Origin of the sequence: Pseudodesulfovibrio sp. (assembly GCF_028692895.1) — a bacterium.
Classification (GTDB): Bacteria; Desulfobacterota; Desulfovibrionia; order Desulfovibrionales; family Desulfovibrionaceae; genus Pseudodesulfovibrio.
The window spans coordinates 13493-28591 of the sequence record NZ_JAQUWN010000044.1 but is presented as its reverse complement, the minus strand read 5'-3'; the positions used below and the strand labels follow the sequence as shown (position 1 = coordinate 28591).

General features: G+C 64.1%; 18 protein-coding genes. 14 read left to right on the top strand and 4 right to left on the bottom strand.

Annotated features, from left to right (window positions below; genetic code table 11):
- On the bottom strand, positions 1 to 833 hold an 833-nt coding region (locus PHP91_RS11580), incomplete at its 3' end, for an efflux RND transporter permease subunit (RefSeq protein ID WP_300140689.1).
- Entirely contained in the window at positions 833 to 2098 is a 1266-nt protein-coding gene (locus tag PHP91_RS11575) for an efflux RND transporter periplasmic adaptor subunit (RefSeq protein ID WP_300140687.1), read from the bottom strand. The genes PHP91_RS11575 and PHP91_RS11580, both read right to left, overlap by 1 nt.
- 260 nt (positions 2099 to 2358) lie before the next feature.
- Here PHP91_RS11575 and PHP91_RS11570 point away from each other — a divergent pair, with 260 nt between their 5' ends.
- The 10 genes from PHP91_RS11570 to PHP91_RS11525 all read left to right on the top strand — a co-directional run bounded on the left by PHP91_RS11570 (position 2359) and on the right by PHP91_RS11525 (position 10071).
- Positions 2359 to 3087 (top strand): amino acid ABC transporter ATP-binding protein, encoded by a 729-nt coding sequence (locus PHP91_RS11570; protein ID WP_300140685.1) that lies wholly within the window; start codon positions 2359 to 2361, stop codon positions 3085 to 3087.
- A 40-nt stretch (positions 3088 to 3127) separates the two neighbouring features.
- A complete protein-coding gene (locus PHP91_RS11565; protein ID WP_300140683.1) occupies positions 3128 to 3934 on the top strand; it encodes an ABC transporter substrate-binding protein in 807 nt (268 codons plus the stop codon).
- 86 nt (positions 3935 to 4020) lie between these two features.
- The gene (locus tag PHP91_RS11560; RefSeq protein ID WP_300140681.1) at positions 4021 to 4788 is read left to right on the top strand and encodes an amino acid ABC transporter permease; all 768 of its coding nucleotides are present in this window, start codon (positions 4021 to 4023) and stop codon (positions 4786 to 4788) included.
- Positions 4789 to 4798: 10 nt separating this feature from the next.
- On the top strand, positions 4799 to 5515 hold the full coding sequence (locus PHP91_RS11555; RefSeq protein ID WP_300140679.1) for an amino acid ABC transporter permease: 717 nt from the start codon (positions 4799 to 4801) through the stop codon (positions 5513 to 5515).
- Positions 5516 to 6166, top strand: a complete 651-nt coding sequence (gene deoC / locus PHP91_RS11550) for a deoxyribose-phosphate aldolase (protein ID WP_300140677.1) — start codon at positions 5516 to 5518, stop codon at positions 6164 to 6166. It abuts the gene before it with no gap.
- 153 nt (positions 6167 to 6319) lie between these two features.
- Positions 6320 to 6958 carry a precorrin-8X methylmutase gene (locus tag PHP91_RS11545; RefSeq protein ID WP_300140675.1) on the top strand — a complete coding sequence of 213 codons (639 nt, stop codon included), beginning with the start codon at positions 6320 to 6322 and terminating at the stop codon, positions 6956 to 6958.
- Between the two features lie 236 nt (positions 6959 to 7194).
- Complete coding sequence (locus PHP91_RS11540; protein WP_300140674.1) at positions 7195 to 7464, top strand: 4Fe-4S dicluster domain-containing protein; 270 nt, start codon at positions 7195 to 7197, stop codon at positions 7462 to 7464.
- Positions 7465 to 7467: 3 nt separating this feature from the next.
- Complete coding sequence (locus tag PHP91_RS11535; RefSeq protein WP_300140672.1) at positions 7468 to 8613, top strand: 2-oxoacid:acceptor oxidoreductase subunit alpha; 1146 nt, start codon at positions 7468 to 7470, stop codon at positions 8611 to 8613.
- Positions 8614 to 8617: 4 nt separating this feature from the next.
- A complete protein-coding gene (locus PHP91_RS11530) occupies positions 8618 to 9472 on the top strand; it encodes a 2-oxoacid:ferredoxin oxidoreductase subunit beta (RefSeq protein ID WP_300140670.1) in 855 nt (284 codons plus the stop codon).
- Positions 9469 to 10071 carry a 2-oxoacid:acceptor oxidoreductase family protein gene (locus PHP91_RS11525; RefSeq protein WP_300140668.1) on the top strand — a complete coding sequence of 201 codons (603 nt, stop codon included), beginning with the start codon at positions 9469 to 9471 and terminating at the stop codon, positions 10069 to 10071. Before PHP91_RS11530 ends, PHP91_RS11525 begins: the two co-directional genes overlap by 4 nt.
- A 35-nt stretch (positions 10072 to 10106) precedes the next feature.
- Here the strand turns inward: PHP91_RS11525 and PHP91_RS11520 are convergent, their stop codons facing one another.
- Both PHP91_RS11520 and PHP91_RS11515 read right to left on the bottom strand, forming a co-directional pair.
- Positions 10107 to 10766: a FlgO family outer membrane protein gene (locus PHP91_RS11520; protein ID WP_300140666.1), complete on the bottom strand. Its 660-nt coding sequence runs from the start codon at positions 10764 to 10766 to the stop codon at positions 10107 to 10109.
- Positions 10767 to 10824: 58 nt separating this feature from the next.
- The gene (locus PHP91_RS11515) at positions 10825 to 11676 is read right to left on the bottom strand and encodes a purine-nucleoside phosphorylase (RefSeq protein ID WP_300140664.1); all 852 of its coding nucleotides are present in this window, start codon (positions 11674 to 11676) and stop codon (positions 10825 to 10827) included.
- Positions 11677 to 11757: 81 nt separating this feature from the next.
- Here PHP91_RS11515 and PHP91_RS11510 point away from each other — a divergent pair, with 81 nt between their 5' ends.
- From PHP91_RS11510 to PHP91_RS11495, 4 genes are read left to right on the top strand one after another with little or no spacing between them, the layout of a single operon-like run.
- A complete protein-coding gene (locus tag PHP91_RS11510; RefSeq protein WP_300140662.1) occupies positions 11758 to 12510 on the top strand; it encodes a MotA/TolQ/ExbB proton channel family protein in 753 nt (250 codons plus the stop codon).
- Positions 12510 to 13247: a flagellar motor protein MotB gene (locus PHP91_RS11505; RefSeq protein WP_300140660.1), complete on the top strand. Its 738-nt coding sequence runs from the start codon at positions 12510 to 12512 to the stop codon at positions 13245 to 13247. Before PHP91_RS11510 ends, PHP91_RS11505 begins: the two co-directional genes overlap by 1 nt.
- Positions 13248 to 13286: 39 nt before the next feature.
- Positions 13287 to 13667, top strand: coding sequence for a PilZ domain-containing protein (locus PHP91_RS11500; protein WP_300140658.1), 381 nt, complete (start codon positions 13287 to 13289; stop codon positions 13665 to 13667).
- Positions 13668 to 13679: 12 nt separating this feature from the next.
- Complete coding sequence (locus tag PHP91_RS11495; RefSeq protein ID WP_300140656.1) at positions 13680 to 15098, top strand: biotin carboxylase N-terminal domain-containing protein; 1419 nt, start codon at positions 13680 to 13682, stop codon at positions 15096 to 15098.
- Position 15099: the final 1 nt, after the last annotated feature.

Genomic DNA, 15099 nt, shown 5'->3' with positions numbered 1-15099 from the left:
TCGGTGTTGAACCAGGAGCTGAACCGTTCGTCCTTGACCCCGTCCTCCACCAGGCCGAGTTCGGAGAGGCGGACGGGCTGGCCGTTGCGGTAGGCCACGATGACGTTTTTGTAGGCGTCGGCCCGGGTGAGCTGGCCGTTGTCGTCCAGCATCAGCGACTGCTCGGCGCCCTCCAGGGTGCCCAGCGGCAGGTTGACGTTGGCGCTGTCCACCGCGTCGCGCACCTCGTCGATGCCGAGCTGGCGCGAGGCCACCTCGCGCGGGTCGAGGCGGATGCGCACCGCGTACTGCTTTTCGCCGTAGATGAGGACCTGGGCCACGCCGGGAATGGTGGAAATGGTCTGGGTCAGGAAGGTCTTGGTGTAGTCGTTGACCGTGGACATGGGCAGGGCGTCCGAGGTCACGGAGATGTAGAGGATCGGGCTGTCCGCCGGGTTGACCTTCTGGAAGCTCGGCGGGTCGGTGATCTCGTCGGGCAGGTCGCTTTCCGCGCGCGAGATGGCGGACTGGACGTCCAGGGCCGCGCCGTCGATGTCGCGGTCCAGGGCGAACTGGAGGGTGATGGTGGTGTTGCCCAGCGAGTTGACCGAGCTCATGGAGAGCAGCCCTGCGATGGACGAGAACTCGCGCTCCAGCGGCGAGGCCACGGAGGATGCCATGGTGTCCGGGTTGGCGCCGGACATGGTGGCAGTCACCTGGATGGTCGGGAACTCCACGGCGGGCAAGTAGCTGACCGGCATCTTGAGATAGCAGATGACGCCGAAGAACAGGAACCCGAACATGACCAGCGTGGTCATGACCGGGCGTTCGATGAAGAGATCGGTGACTTTCATCAGGCGTTGCCCCCGTCGGTGGCGTTGGCGTCGGGCGCGGCCTCGGGAGCGGGCGCGGCGGGCTGGGCTCCGGCGGGCTTGGCGTCGGACGCGGGCCCCGCCTGGTCGGGCTTGGCCCCGGGGAGGATGGGCTTGGCGTCGTCGTTGCGGACAATGACGGTCGCGCCGGGGTAGAGGCGGAGCATACCCTCTATGATGACGGTTTCGTCCTTCTGGAGACCCTTTTCGATGACCACTTCGTCATCGTCGCGCATGCCCATGACCACGGGCCTCATGACCGCCTTGCCGTCCTCGACCACGTATACGTACTTGCCCTCGGGCCCGCGCTGCACGGCCTGGGCCGGAATGCGCACCGCGTCCTTCTTGATGGAGAGGATCAGCTCCACGGTCACGAACTGGCCGGGCCAGAGCTTCTCGTCCTCGTTGGTGAACCGCGCCTTGAGGTTGATCATGCCGGTGTCCGGGTTGATCCAGTTGTCCACGAAGGTGAGGTGGCCGGTGGCGTGCTGCGCGCCGGGCGCGTTGGGCGTGGCCAGCACGGTCAGGTCGTCGTCGATGAAGTGGGAGCGGACCATGCCCACGTCGCGGCCGGGGATGGAGAAGACCACGTCCGAGGGCTTGATGGTCTTGATGACCACCAGTTCGTCCTTGTCGGCGGCCACGAGGTTGCCCTCGTCGAGCAGGGTGCTGCCCGCGATGCCGTCGAACGGCGCAGTGATCTTAGTGAAATGCACGTTGCGCTTGGCGATGTCCGCCTGGGCGGCGTCCGACTCCATGGCCTTGCGCGCGGTCTGGTAGGCGGTCAGCTTCTGCTCGAACTCGTCGCGGGAGATGACCTGCTGTTCATAGAGGTCCTTGTAGCGGACGAAGTCCTTTTGGGCCTGCTCGGCGGTGGCGCGGTCGCTGGCCACGTTGGCCTGGGCCCCCTGCTGCTGGTAGATGTAGGTCTCGGGGTCGATGGTGTAGAGGATCTGCCCGGCCTTGATGTGGTCGCCGTCCAGGAAGTGGATGCGCAGGATGTGGCCGTCCACGCGGGATTTGATGGTGACGGAGTTGGAGGCCTTGACGTTGCCCACGGCCATCAGGGAGACCGGGGTGTCCTTGGCCGCGGCCTGGACCGTCTTGACCGGCGACGGGGGCCGTCCCTGCTTCTTCTTCTCCGAACAACCGGAGAGAATCAGGGCGGCAAGCAGGCCGAACAGGGCGAGATATCGGCAGAAAATGCGGGACGGACGGGCTTTCTGACGGACGGCGCGAACGGTCATGGGTTCTCCGGAGTAGGCGGTTGTTGGATGGTATGATGTTGATTCAATACTCCGTCCACGATTTTCTTGCAATCCGATCGTATCCCTGCGGGTTGAAATGAATCGGGTTTTCTTCTCGTCACCTTGACTTTTTCCCGTCTTTAAATAACACTATAAAACAGCAATTAAGATGCCTGGACCAGATGGCCGGGAGATTGTCCGGCCGTTTGGCAGGGCTTCATTTTTTTTGCTCAAACCATCGTTTTGGAGAATTTTTCGTTATGGCAATGATCGAGGTGAACAAGCTGCACAAGTGGTATGGAGACTTTCACGTCCTGCAGGGCATCACCGAATCCGTGGACGCGGGCGAGGTGCTGGTCATCTGCGGTCCGTCCGGTTCGGGCAAAAGTACCTTCATCCGCTGCATCAACCGCCTGGAGGAGTACCAGAAAGGTCAGATCCTCTTCGACGGCAAGGACATCCTGGACAAGGACGTCAACATCAACAACCTGCGGGCGGAAATCGGCATCGTCTTCCAGCAGTTCAACCTGTATCCCCACCTGTCCGTGCTCAAGAACGTCACCCTGGCTCCCCTCAAGGTCAAGAAGATGGCCAAGGACGAGGCCGAGGACATCGCCTTGCACCTGCTGGAGCGCGTGGGGATTCACGACCAGGCCCACAAGTATCCGGCCGAGCTTTCCGGCGGGCAGCAGCAGCGGGTGGCCATCGCCCGCTCTCTGGCCATGAAGCCCAAGGTCATGCTCTTCGACGAGCCGACCTCGGCCTTGGACCCGGAGATGATCAACGAGGTCCTGAACGTCATGAAGGATCTGGCGCGCGAGGGCATGACCATGCTCTGCGTCACCCACGAGATGGGGTTCGCCCGCGAGGTGGCGGATCGCGTCCTGTTCATGGACGGCGGCATTGTGGTCGAGCAGGCCCCGCCGGACGAGTTCTTCAAGAACCCCAAAAGTGAGCGTGCAAGGGATTTCCTCAAGGAAATCCTGTAATTCCGGTTAGAGAAACGATTCCCTAGAGAGAGGAGGAAACATGAAACGTTTGGTAGTTGTTCTCGCCCTGGTGCTGTCCTTCGTTTTCGCGGCTTCCGTCGCGGGCGCGGGCAAACTGGAGGATGTCAAGAATGCCGGCGTGCTGGTCTGCGGCGTCAAGGACTCCGTCAACCTGTTCGGCTTCATTGATCCCAAGACCAATGAACTGGTCGGTTTCGATGTCGACGTCTGCAAGTACATCGCCGACAAGATCGGTGTGAAGACCGAGTTCAAGGTCGTCACCTCCAAGAACCGCATCCCCATGCTGGCCCAGGGTTCCGTGGACATGCTGGCCGCCACCATGACCCACAAGTTTTCCCGTGACGAGCAGATCGACTTCTCCATCACCTACTTCATGGATGGCCAGAAGCTGCTCGTGAAGAAGGGCTCCGGCATCCTGTCCACCGACGACCTGGCCGGGAAGAAGGTCGGCACCGTCAAGGGCTCCACCTCCGAGAAGAACATCAAGGCCGCCCAGCCCGAGGCCCAGGTCATCTCCTACGACGAGTACCCGCAGGCGTTCATGGCGCTCAAGCAGGGCAAGGTCAAGGCCGTGACCACCGACTCCGGCATCCTGGCCGGTCTCAAGGCCGGTGACGACAACCCGGACGAGTGGGAAATCGTCGGCGAATTCTTCTCCGCCGAGCCCTACGGCCTCGGCGTTCCCCAGAACGATTCCGAGTTCCGTGATTTCGTCAACAAGAGCCTCAACGAGATGTGGCTCGACGGCACCTACAAGCAGTTGTTCAAGAAGTGGATGGGTTACGACCTGCCCGCCGGCTGGCAGATGGAACTGTGGCCCATGTAGGCTGCGGTCGCATCGACTGATTCACCGGGAGCGCCGCGCGGCGCTCCCGGTTTTCCCCGCACATATCGCAACCCACGGATCGAGTTTTGGACTATAAATTTCAATGGGCCGAGATGTTTTCGGGCGAGCCAGCCCGGTGGATGTGGGAGGGTTTCCTCACCACCATGCAGATATCCACCATTTCCCTGGCCTGCGCCATGATCCTCGGCATCATCATCTGCGTGATGCGGATGACGCCGTTCAAACCCCTGCAGTGGTTCAGCCTCGCCTTCACAGAATTTTTCCGCAACACCCCGCTGCTGGTGCAGATATTCTTCTGGTACAATGCCTCGTACTTCGTCATTCCGGACGTCATCAACAACTGGCTCAACGATCTCTATTACTGGTTCCCCGGTCCGTTCACCCTGTTCGGCCACAAGTTCGTCGGCGAGTGGATGCTCTTCAACGTCGAGCTGATCACCGGCATCATCGCGCTGACCGTGTACACCTCGGCCTTCATCGCCGAGGAGCTGCGCGCGGGCATCTTCTCCATCCCCAAGAACCAACTGGAGGCGTCGCGGGCCGTGGGCCTCTCGTTCTTGCAGGCGTACCGCTACGTGATCCTGCCCCAGGCTCTGCGCATCGTCATTCCGCCGCTCATTTCCCAGGCCCTGAACCTGATCAAGAACTCCTCGCTGTGCATGGTCATCGGCGTGGGCGAGATCATGTACCAGGCCACCCAGATCGAGTCCTACCACGCCATTCCCTTCGAGGCATTTTCGGTGGCGCTGGGCATTTATCTGATCATCTCGTTGTTCGTCTCCTTCTGCATCACGATGTACAACAAGCACTTCATGGTGCAGGTAAGGTACTAGGGGGCGACCAGTGCATTGGAATATCGTAGCCGACAACTTCGTCTATTTCCTCTGGGGCAACACCTCCATCGACTGGGTGTTTCCGTTCATCCACCGGCCAGAAGGGTTCTTCGCCTCCATCATCCTGGCCTTCACCGGCATCCTCGGGGCCTTCTGGCTCGGCCTTGCGGCCGGGCTGATGCGCCTGTCGCGCAAGTGGTACATCAAGTGGCCCGCCGTGGTGTACGTCGAGATGATCCGCGGCATGCCGCTATTGCTGCTCATCTTCTGGTTCTACTACCTGGCGCCGGTTATCACCGGGCAGAACCTGCCCGCCTTCACCACGACGATCTTCTGCTTCATCATCTTCACCGGGGCCTACGTGGCCGAGATCGTCCGCGCGGGCGTCAATGCGCTGCCCAGGGGCCAGATGGAGGCCTCGCGCGGGTCCGGACTCTCGCACGCCCAGGCCATGCGCTTCGTCATCCTGCCCCAGGCCCTGCGCAACATGATCCCGTCCTTCGTCAACCAGTTCGTCTCCCTGACCAAGGACACCTCGCTGGCGGCCATCCTGGGCGTCATCGAACTGACCCGCACGGGCGTGCAGGTGGACAACCGCGAGACCGTGGCCTCCTTCGAGATCTGGATCGCCATCGCCTGCCTGTACTTCCTGATCTGCTACGTGCTGACGTCCTACAGCCGCCGCCTGGAGGCGCAGCTTTCACGCTATCAGGCCAGGGACCGCTAGATGGTGGACAGCCGTCTCGCCGCCCGCATCGACCATACGCTGCTCAAACCCGCCGCCACGGCCCGGGAGCTGGAGGAACTCTGCTCCCAGGCCGTGCGCTTCGGTTTTTACGGGGTGTGCGTGAATCCCTCGGCCATCGGCCGGGTGGCCCGCCTTCTGCTGGGGAGCCCGGTGACGCCGGTCTGCGTGGTCGGCTTCCCCCTGGGCGCGACCCTGCCCGGGATCAAGGCCGCCGAGGCTGCCGCCGTGGTGGACTTGGGCGCGCGGGAGCTGGACATGGTCCTGAACCTCGGCGCGTTCAAGGACGGGCTGGACGGCCTGGTCCGCGAGGACGTCGCGGGCGTGGTCCGCGCGGCGGCCGGGCATCCGGTCAAGGTCATCCTGGAGACCGGGCTGCTTTCGGGCGAGGAGATCGTCCGGGCCTGCGGGCTCTGCGTCGAGGCCGGGGCGCGCTTCGTCAAGACCAGCACGGGCTTCGGGCCGGGCGGGGCCACGGTGGAGGCGATCCGCCTCATGCGCCGGACCGTGGGGCCGGACGTCGGAGTCAAGGCGAGCGGCGGCATCCGCACCCGCGAGGACGCCCTGGCCATGATCGAGGCCGGAGCCGACCGCATCGGCGCGTCCGCTTCGGTGGCCATCGTCGGCGGTTAGTTCTTTCTGCGGCGGGATCGGAACCCGCCTTTTGGTGAGGAAAAGCAGCGGCGGGCAGGGGAGAACGTCTCCGGAAACGAGCCCGGACCGCCATTCATTCCTGTCTTTTTTCCCGTATCATCGATAGCATTTCCCCATCAGAAGGAGGATCGCGTGACCGACATCACCCTGCAACATTTCGCCGCGCCCGAGGACATCGAGGCCGAGTCCCTGCGCATCATCGATTCCGAGGTCCCCGAGCCGCGCCCCTACGCGGGGCGGCAATGGGAGATCGTGCGCCGGATGATCCACACCACGGCCGATTTCGACCTGCTGAACCTGGTCCGCTTCCGGGAAGGGGCGGTGGAATCCGGCCTGGCGGCGCTCAAAAACGGGGCGAAGATCGTCTCGGACACCGAGATGGCCCGGTGCGGCATGCCGCTGCGCCGCCTGACGCCGCTCGGGTGCTCGGTGCATTGCCTGATGAACGACCCGAGGGTGATCGAGCGCGCAAAAGCGGAGAAAATCACCCGCGCAAAGGCGGCCGTGGACGTGGCCGTGCGCGAGTTGAAGCCCGGGATTTACGTCATCGGCAACGCGCCGACCGCGCTGATCCGGCTCGTGGAACACATCGATTCCGGTGAGGTTTCGCCCGCATTGGTGGTCGGAATGCCGGTCGGATTCGTCAATGCGGCGGAGTCCAAGGCCCTGCTGATGCGTCGGGACGTGCCGTATGTGGCCATCGAAGGGCGCAAGGGCGGGAGCGCTTTGGCCGCCTGCGTGGTCAATGCGCTGGCCATCATGGCACTCTGATTTCCATTTTTTCATTTCAAAAAACGCGCGATTCACGTACCGGGGATCGCGCGTTTTCGCGTTTTTTCGTTTCCGTTTCGCGAAGGTGTCGGCGAAATTTTCGAAAATTCTGGACACGACGGGATAACCTGTTAGGAATTCAGGAAAGTGTTGTTGTCACAGGTCGCCCCTGCGGCGGCCTTCATGCCGGTCCTTCCGAGGGGGAGGCCGGTAATCCGTCAGAGCTGGAAGGGGTCATGGCTCATCAGAAAAAAGGGAAAAGCACGGTCACCGTCTACCCGGACTGGTGCAAGGGGTGCGGCATCTGCGCGGAGTTCTGCCCGAGCAAGGTTTTCGAGATCGGCGAACATGGCAAGGCCACGGTGGTCCGGGAAAAGGACTGCATCCATTGCGGTTTTTGCGAGCTGCACTGTCCTGACTTCGCCATCGTGGTCCGCGACAAGTCGCCCGTGGCGGAGATGGAAGACACGGCCCCGGACAAGCCCGGGGCCAAGAAGGGAGCGTAGGCCATGCCCAGACGCAAGAAACGCAAGGAAATTTTCGCGCTCGGCAACGAGGCCGTGGTCGAGGGAGCGCTGCTCGCCGGTTGTTCGTTCTACGGCGGCTATCCCATCACCCCCTCGTCCGAGATAATGGAGATCATGGCCGCGCGCCTGCCCATGACCGGGGACGGGGTGTTCATGCAGATGGAGGACGAGATCGCCAGCATGGGGGCCATCGTCGGCGCGTCTCTGGCGGGCCGCAAGGTCATGACCGCCACCTCGGGCCCCGGATTCTCGCTCATGCAGGAGAACCTCGGGTACGCCATCATGGCCGAAGCGCCTCTGGTCCTGGTCAACGTCATGCGAGGCGGGCCGTCCACCGGGCTGCCCACCAGCCCGGCCCAGGCCGACGTGCAGCAGGCCCGCTGGGGCACCCACGGCGACCACCCGATCATCGTCCTCTCCGCCTCCGACGTGCAGGAATGCCTGGACATGACCATCACCGCCTTCAACATGGCCGAGAAATACCGCACCCCGGTCATCCTGCTCCTGGACGAGGTCACGGCCCACACCCGCGAGAAGATCGAGGTCCCCAACGAGGGCGAGTTCGAGGTCTTCTCCCGCACCGTGCCGTCCATGCCGCCCGAGTGGTACAAGCCGTACGAGGAGACCGTGCGCGGCGTGCCGCCCATGCCGCCGCTGGGGGCGGGCTACCGTTTTCACGTCACCGGCCTGACCCACGACCGCAACGGGTTCCCGACCCAGCGGCCCGAGGAGATCGTCGAGCTCCTGGAGCGCATCCACCGCAAGATCGACCAGTTCTTCTACGACATCCAGTTGGTGGACGAGGTCCAGACCACGGACGCGGACGTGGTGGTCATCGCCTACGGCAGCGTGGCCCGGTCGGCCGAACTGGCCGTGCATCAGGCGCGGCTAAACGGCGTGCGCGCCGGGCTGCTCAAGCTCAAGACCCTGTTCCCGTACCCCCGGCGGCATACCGAAAAGATCCTGGGCCACGCCCGGACCCTGGTTGTGCCGGAGATGAACATGGGCCAGATGTCCCGCGAGGTGAAGCGCGTGAACATGGGCCGGGCCTCCGTCCGGACCATCAACCGCGTGGACGGCCAGATCGTCACTCCCTCGGAAATTCTCAAGGTCATCATGCAGGGGTAGCGCAATGAACGGACTTACAGGCAACGACGTCATCCACCAGTACCTGAGGCACAACAAGAAATTCCCGCACGTGCTCTGCCCCGGCTGCGGCCACGGCATCGTGCTCGGGACGCTGATCCGGTCCATCCACGCCCTGTCCATTCCCAAGGACGACATCGTGGTGGTGGCGGGCATCGGCTGCTCCGGCCGGTTGGCCGTGTATGTGGACTTCAACACGGTGCACACCACCCACGGCCGGGCCCTGACCTTCGCCACGGGCATCAAGATGGCCAACCCGAAGCTCAAGGTCATCGCCCTCATGGGCGACGGCGACGCCCTGTCCATCGGCGGCAACCACCTGATCCACGCGGCCCGGCGCAACATCGGCGTCACCGCCCTGGTCCTGAACAATTCGATCTATGGCATGACCGGCGGCCAGAGCTCCCCGGCCACGCCCGAGGGCGCGACCACCATGACCAATCCCTACGGCCAGTTGGACAAGGCGTTCGACACCGTGGAGCTGGCGCGCGGGGCCGGGGCCAACTACGTGGCGCGCGGCACGGTCTTCCACGTCAAAAAGCTGGAGAAGATCATGATCGAGGCGCTGGGCCGCCCCGGCTTCAGCCTGGTGGAGGCCATCACGCCGTGCCACACCCAGTACGGCCGCAAGAACAAGTTCAAGACGCCCGTGGACATGTACCAGTGGCTCAAGAAATCGGCCATCGACGTGGAGCGGTACGAGGAACTGGCCGATGACAAGCGCGAGGGGCGGCTGCCCATCGGCGTCTTCTTCAGGCGCGACCGCAACGGCTACGAGGAACGGTACTACGCCATGAAGGAAGCCCTGACGGGCAAGGGCGCCAAGGGGGGCCGGAAATGAAGCCGCAGGAACTCGACCGTTTTGAAATTCGTTTCTCAGGCCTGGGCGGCCAGGGGATCATCACCCTGGGCAAGATCATGGGCCAGGGGCTGGCGCTGGGCCACGGCTACAACGTCACCCAGACCCAGAGCTACGGGCCGGAGGCGCGCGGCGGCTCCAGCAAGTGCGACCTGGTCATCAGCTCGGGCCGGATCAGCTATCCCAAGGCCGAGAGCCTGGACTTGCTGGTGGCCCTGTCCCAGGAGGCGTGCAACGCCTATTATCCCTACCTCAAGCCCGGCGGGGCGCTGGTCATCGAGACCGAGCTGGTGGGCCAGCAGCCCACCAACCGGTTCCTGGGCCTGCCCTTCACGGCCCTGGCAAGGGACAAGGTCGGCGTGGCCCAGGCCATGAACACCGTGGTGCTCGGCGCGCTCTCCTTCCTCCTCCCGTTCGTGCAGCAGGCGATCATGCGCAAGACGCTCGAAACCGTGCTGCCCGCCAAGATCCGGGCCGTGAACGTCAAGGCGTTCAACCTCGGCCACCGGCTGGCCAAGAAGGAGTGGGGCGACGACGCCGGGGAGGTCTGGCGCGTGGAAGAGGGGTTCGGAGATGATTGATGCGAAAGGGGCGCTCGGAGCGCCCCTTTTTTCGATCAGTCGAATTTGCTTTTGACCGAGGGTTCCAGCCCGTTGTCCTGCCTGAGCTGCGGGAGCAGCTCGCGGACGTTGTCGGTGATGGGGATGGTCCAGTTGTGGCCCGATACCACGGCGTGGTCGTCCAGCCGGATGATCCGGGCGGTCATGTAGACGTAGTTGTCGCCGATGACGTAAGAGCCGGCCAGCACGGCGGAGCGGGGCGGCAGGTTTTCCAGCGAGCCCTGGGGCGGGTTGCGGTAGAGGGCGGGGTCCACGTCGCGGGGCGTCATGAAGGCGTCCGGGCCGGGCTCGCCTTGGGTGACGAGCACGCCGCGCTGCACCAGCCGGTCGGCCACCTGCTCCATGACCACCAGGCCGAAGGGCGCGGTGTCGGCCGGGTTGTTCTTGTCGGTGAAGGGCCGGACGTACACCGGCGACTTCTTCGACAGCTCGGACGGGCCGATGTTCGAGTAGAGCACGTTGGCCGCGTTGTGATTGATCTCGATGATGGGCACGGACGATTCGTCGTGGTATGAGCGGGTGGTCGGGGCCGTGTCGAAGACGTAGTTGAAGCCGTCCCCGGCGGTTTTTTTGGTGTCCTGCCACATCCGGTTGCCGCACCCGGCCGCGAGGGCCAGGCAGGCGAGAAGGGCGAGGAGGCGGATGGTCTGTGTCATGCGTTCGTGTCCCGTGTTGGGGGTCCGTCGTGCTCCGTGCGCAGCCCGCGCGCGGGCGCTACCTGCGTGCCTCATCGGCTGCCCGGGCGATTTCCTTTAGGATGGCCCGGAGCAGGGCGGTCATGATCCCGGCCGACGCCTCGGCCGTGGCGATGACGTCCTTTAGCGACGCCTCGGCCATGCAGTCGGGCAGGTTCTTGTTGGTCAGGCAGGAGACGCCGAGCACGCGGATGCCCATGTGGTGGGCGGCGATGGCCTCCATGCAGGTGGACATGCCGATGGCGTCGGCCCCCATGGCCCGGTACATGCGCGTCTCGGCCGGGGTCTCCATGTTCGGGCCCATGACCTGCATGTACACGCCTCGCTCCAGCCGGACGCCGAGCTCCAGGGCCTTGCGCACGGCCAGGGCGCGCAGGCCGGGGTCGTAGACCGCGCGCATGTCCGGGAAGCGGTCGCCCCACGCGTCCTCGTTGCGGCCGCGCAGGGGAGTGGTCCCGGTGAGGTTGATGTGGTCCTCGATGACCATGGGCGCGCCGACCTCGAAGGAGGGGTTGAGCGCGCCCGCCGCATTGGTCACGATCAGGGTGCGGACGCCCATCTCGCCCAGGACGCGGACGCCGTAGGCGGCCTCCCGCGCGTCGAACCCCTCGTAGAGGTGGAACCGGCCGCTCAGGGCCAGCACCGGCGCGCCCTCCAGGGTCCCCAGGATCATGCGCCCGGCGTGGCTCTGGACCGTGGATACCGGGAAGCCCGGAATGTCGCCGTAGGACAGGGAGCGGACGTCCGCCATGGCGTCTGTCAGGCCGCCCAGGCCGGTGCCCGTTATAATCCCCACTGCCCCGGCTTGAATTTTGCCTAGCTTTTCCTGTATATATGCGGCAGACTGTTGTATCTTCTCTAGGTATTTCATGGTGCTCCCCGCGTGGCCCGCGCCCGGCGTCGGCCGCCCGTTCGGAAAAGGCTGAATTGAACCGAAGGACAGGCGTTTGTTATGGATATCGCTACGCTACTTGGTCTTGCCGTTGGTCTGTCACTGATCCTGGGCGCCATCATTATCGGGGGCGCGGTCGATGTCTTCATCAACATCCCCGGCATGATGATCGTCTTCGGCGGGACCCTGGCCTCCATCCTGGTGGCCTTTCCCTTTGAAGAGGTCATACAGGCCTTTAACGCCGCCTTCAAGATGTTCGTCCAGCGCAAGACCAAGGTGCGCGACGTGGTCAACATCATGGTCAAGGTGGCCGAGATCAGCCGCCGCGAGGGACTCATCGCCCTGGAGAACGTCCAGACCGAGAACATGGTCCTCAAGAAATCCTGCCAGCTCATCGCGGACAACGCGGACCCCGAGATCATCCACTCCACCCTGCATATCGAGATCAATTCCCTGCGCCGCCGCCACCAGGTCGGGCAGGACGTGTTCAAGCGGCTGGCGGCCCTGGCCCCGTCCTTCGGAATGATGGGCACGCTCATCGGCCTGGTCCAGATGCTCTCCCAGCTCGACGATCCCAAGTCCATCGGCCCGGCCATGGCCGTGGCCATCCTGACCACGTTTTACGGCAGCGCCATGTCCACGCTCCTGTTCATCCCCATCGCGGCCAAGCTCAAGGCGCGCACCCTCCAGGAGCAGTTGCACCTGGAGGTCATCTTCGAGGGTGCGAAATCCATTCTGGAGAACAACAACCCCCGGCTGGTGTACGAGAAGCTTTCCTCCTTCCTCGCCCCCGGCGAGCGTGAGACCAACTGATGAGCGAAGACGATCTCTATTCCTCCTACCAGGAAGAGGAGGAGTCGGAAAACGAATGGATGACCACGTTCGCCGACCTCTCCATGCTCCTGCTGGTGTTCTTCATCCTGCTCTACTCCATGTCCACCCTGGACACGGACAAGTTCTCCGAGACCTTCAGCTCGGTGACCAAGGCGCTCCAGGGCAAGATGGAGAAGATTTCGACCAGCCGCATCACCCGCGAGGAGGCCGGGGTGCTCCTGGACCAGGCCCTGATGCGCCGCCAGATCATCGAGTCGCAGCGCAAGGTCTTCGCCGAGGTCAAGACGCTTCAGACCAAGAAGGGCGTGGAGGGGCTGGTCTCGGCCAACTTCGAGGACGGCGTCATCACCCTGCGCGTGCCCGGCGACGTCATGTTCCTGTCGGGGCAGACCTCCCTGTCCCCCCAGGGCATCGCCGTGCTGGCCACGCTCAAGAATTTTTTCATCCAGCACAAGGACCAGAACATCAAGGTCATCGGCTACACGGACAACGTCCCGCCGGGTCCCGGCTCCCGGTTCCGGGACAACTGGGAGATTTCCGCCCTGCGGGCGGTCACCGTCCTGCGCGAGCTGCTCAAGATGAAGATCGAGCCCACGCGGCTCACGGCCACGGGACTGGCCTATCTCAATCCCATTTATCCGAACACCACGGCCGAGTACCGGGCCAGGAACCGCCGGGTGGAGTTCGTGCTGGAAAAGCGGGTCATGGGCAAGTAGCCCTGTCAGATTTGAGGTAACCGAAACAAGAGGGAAGGTATGGGATTCGACATTGCAATGCCCTCCGGCGACGGTCAGTTGCGCAAGGCCTTCCGCACGCGGGTGCCCGGACTCACCGTCCGGTTCCCCGCGCTCAAGAAGGTTTACGAGGTCAAGGACCTGAGCGCCACAGGATTCGCCGTGCTGGATCAGGAGAAGGGGTTCAAGGAAGGCCAGAGCCTTGACGTGGACATGCTCATCAACAAGAAGCTGTTTGTGGGCGAGTGCAAGGCCCAGGTCATGCGCGTGCTCGACAACGGCATCGTGGGCATCAACTTCGTGGACCTGGGCCGCCAGCAGCAGGCCAAACTCGACAAGCTCGTCCTGGAAGTGCAGAAAAGGCTCATCGAGCTGCGCAAGAAGCAGCGCGAGCAGGAATAGCCGGAGCGTTTCATGGTTCCAGACCGTCACAAGGTCCTCATTGCCAACCGCGGCGAGATCGCCATGCGGGTCATGCGCGCATGCCGCGAGCTCGATCTCGACTTCGTGGCGGTCTGCACCGAGGCGGACCGCGAGTCCGGCCACATCCGCCTGGCCCGCGAACTGGCCGGTGACGGCGCGGTCTACCGCATCGTCTCCTACCTGGACGCCAACGAACTCTTCGCCGTGGCCGACGCGGCCGGGGCCACGGCCGTGCATCCCGGCTACGGCTTCTTCGCCGAGGACTTCCGCTTCGCCCGGCGGGTTGTCCGGCGCGACAGGCCCATGGAGTTCATAGGCCCCTCCTGGTGGGTCATCCGCGACCTGGGCGACAAGATCAACACCAAGCGCATCGCCCGCAGCCTGGGCGTGCCCACGGTCCCCGGCTCGGACCGCCCGGTCTACAGCGAGCTGGAGGCCGAGGAGATCGCCGCCAACCTCTTCGATTTCCAGGCGGCCCAGGGCATCGTGGACGGCGTGGTCATGGTCAAGGCCTCGGCCGGTGGCGGCGGCATGGGCATCGAGGAGGTGGGCAGCTTCGAGGCCTTCCGCTCGGTCTTCCGCCGCATCCGCAACTACGCCAAACGCAATTTCGGGGACGAGGGCGTGCTCATCGAGCAGCGCATCTTCGACTTCAACCATCTGGAGGTCCAGGTGGTGGCCGAACGGGGCGGCAAGGCCCAGGTCCATTTCGGAACGCGCAACTGCTCCATCCAGTCCACGGGCAAGCAGAAACGGCTGGAGGTCGCGCCCGGCTTCGCCCCGGACGTCATTCCCTACACCTTCGACGCGTCGGGCGTGCTCGACGCCATCACCCGCCATTCCCTGGCCATGGCCAAGGAGGCGGGCTACGACAACGTGGGCACCTGGGAGTGGATCGTCACCCCGCGCGGCGAGCCCTTCCTGATGGAGGTCAACACGCGCATCCAGGTGGAGAACGGCGTCTCGGCCGTGATATCCCGCGTTCACGACCGGCCGGTGGACATCGTGTCCGAGCAGATCCGTCTCGCCCTGGGCGGGCGGCTGGGCTACAGCCAGGACGACATACGGTTCGAGGGCGTGGGCATCGAGTACCGTATCGTGGCCGAGAACACGGACAACCGCTTCACCCCCTGCACCGGGACCATCACCCGCTTCGCCTGGCGGCCCCACGACTGGCTGACCGTGCACACCCAGGTCCCGCAGGACCGGGCCTACGAGATCCCCATGGAGTACGACCCCAACCTGGCCCTGGCCCTGGTCTGGGGACGCGACCTGGCCGAGGTCAGGGAGCGCGGCCTGCGCTTCCTGGACGAGCTGGTCCTGGAGGGGGAATCCGGCGGCAGGAGCGAGGCGTTTTACAGCAACGTGAAGTATCTCCGGGATCAGACCGGCGGGATACTGGAGTTCTGAG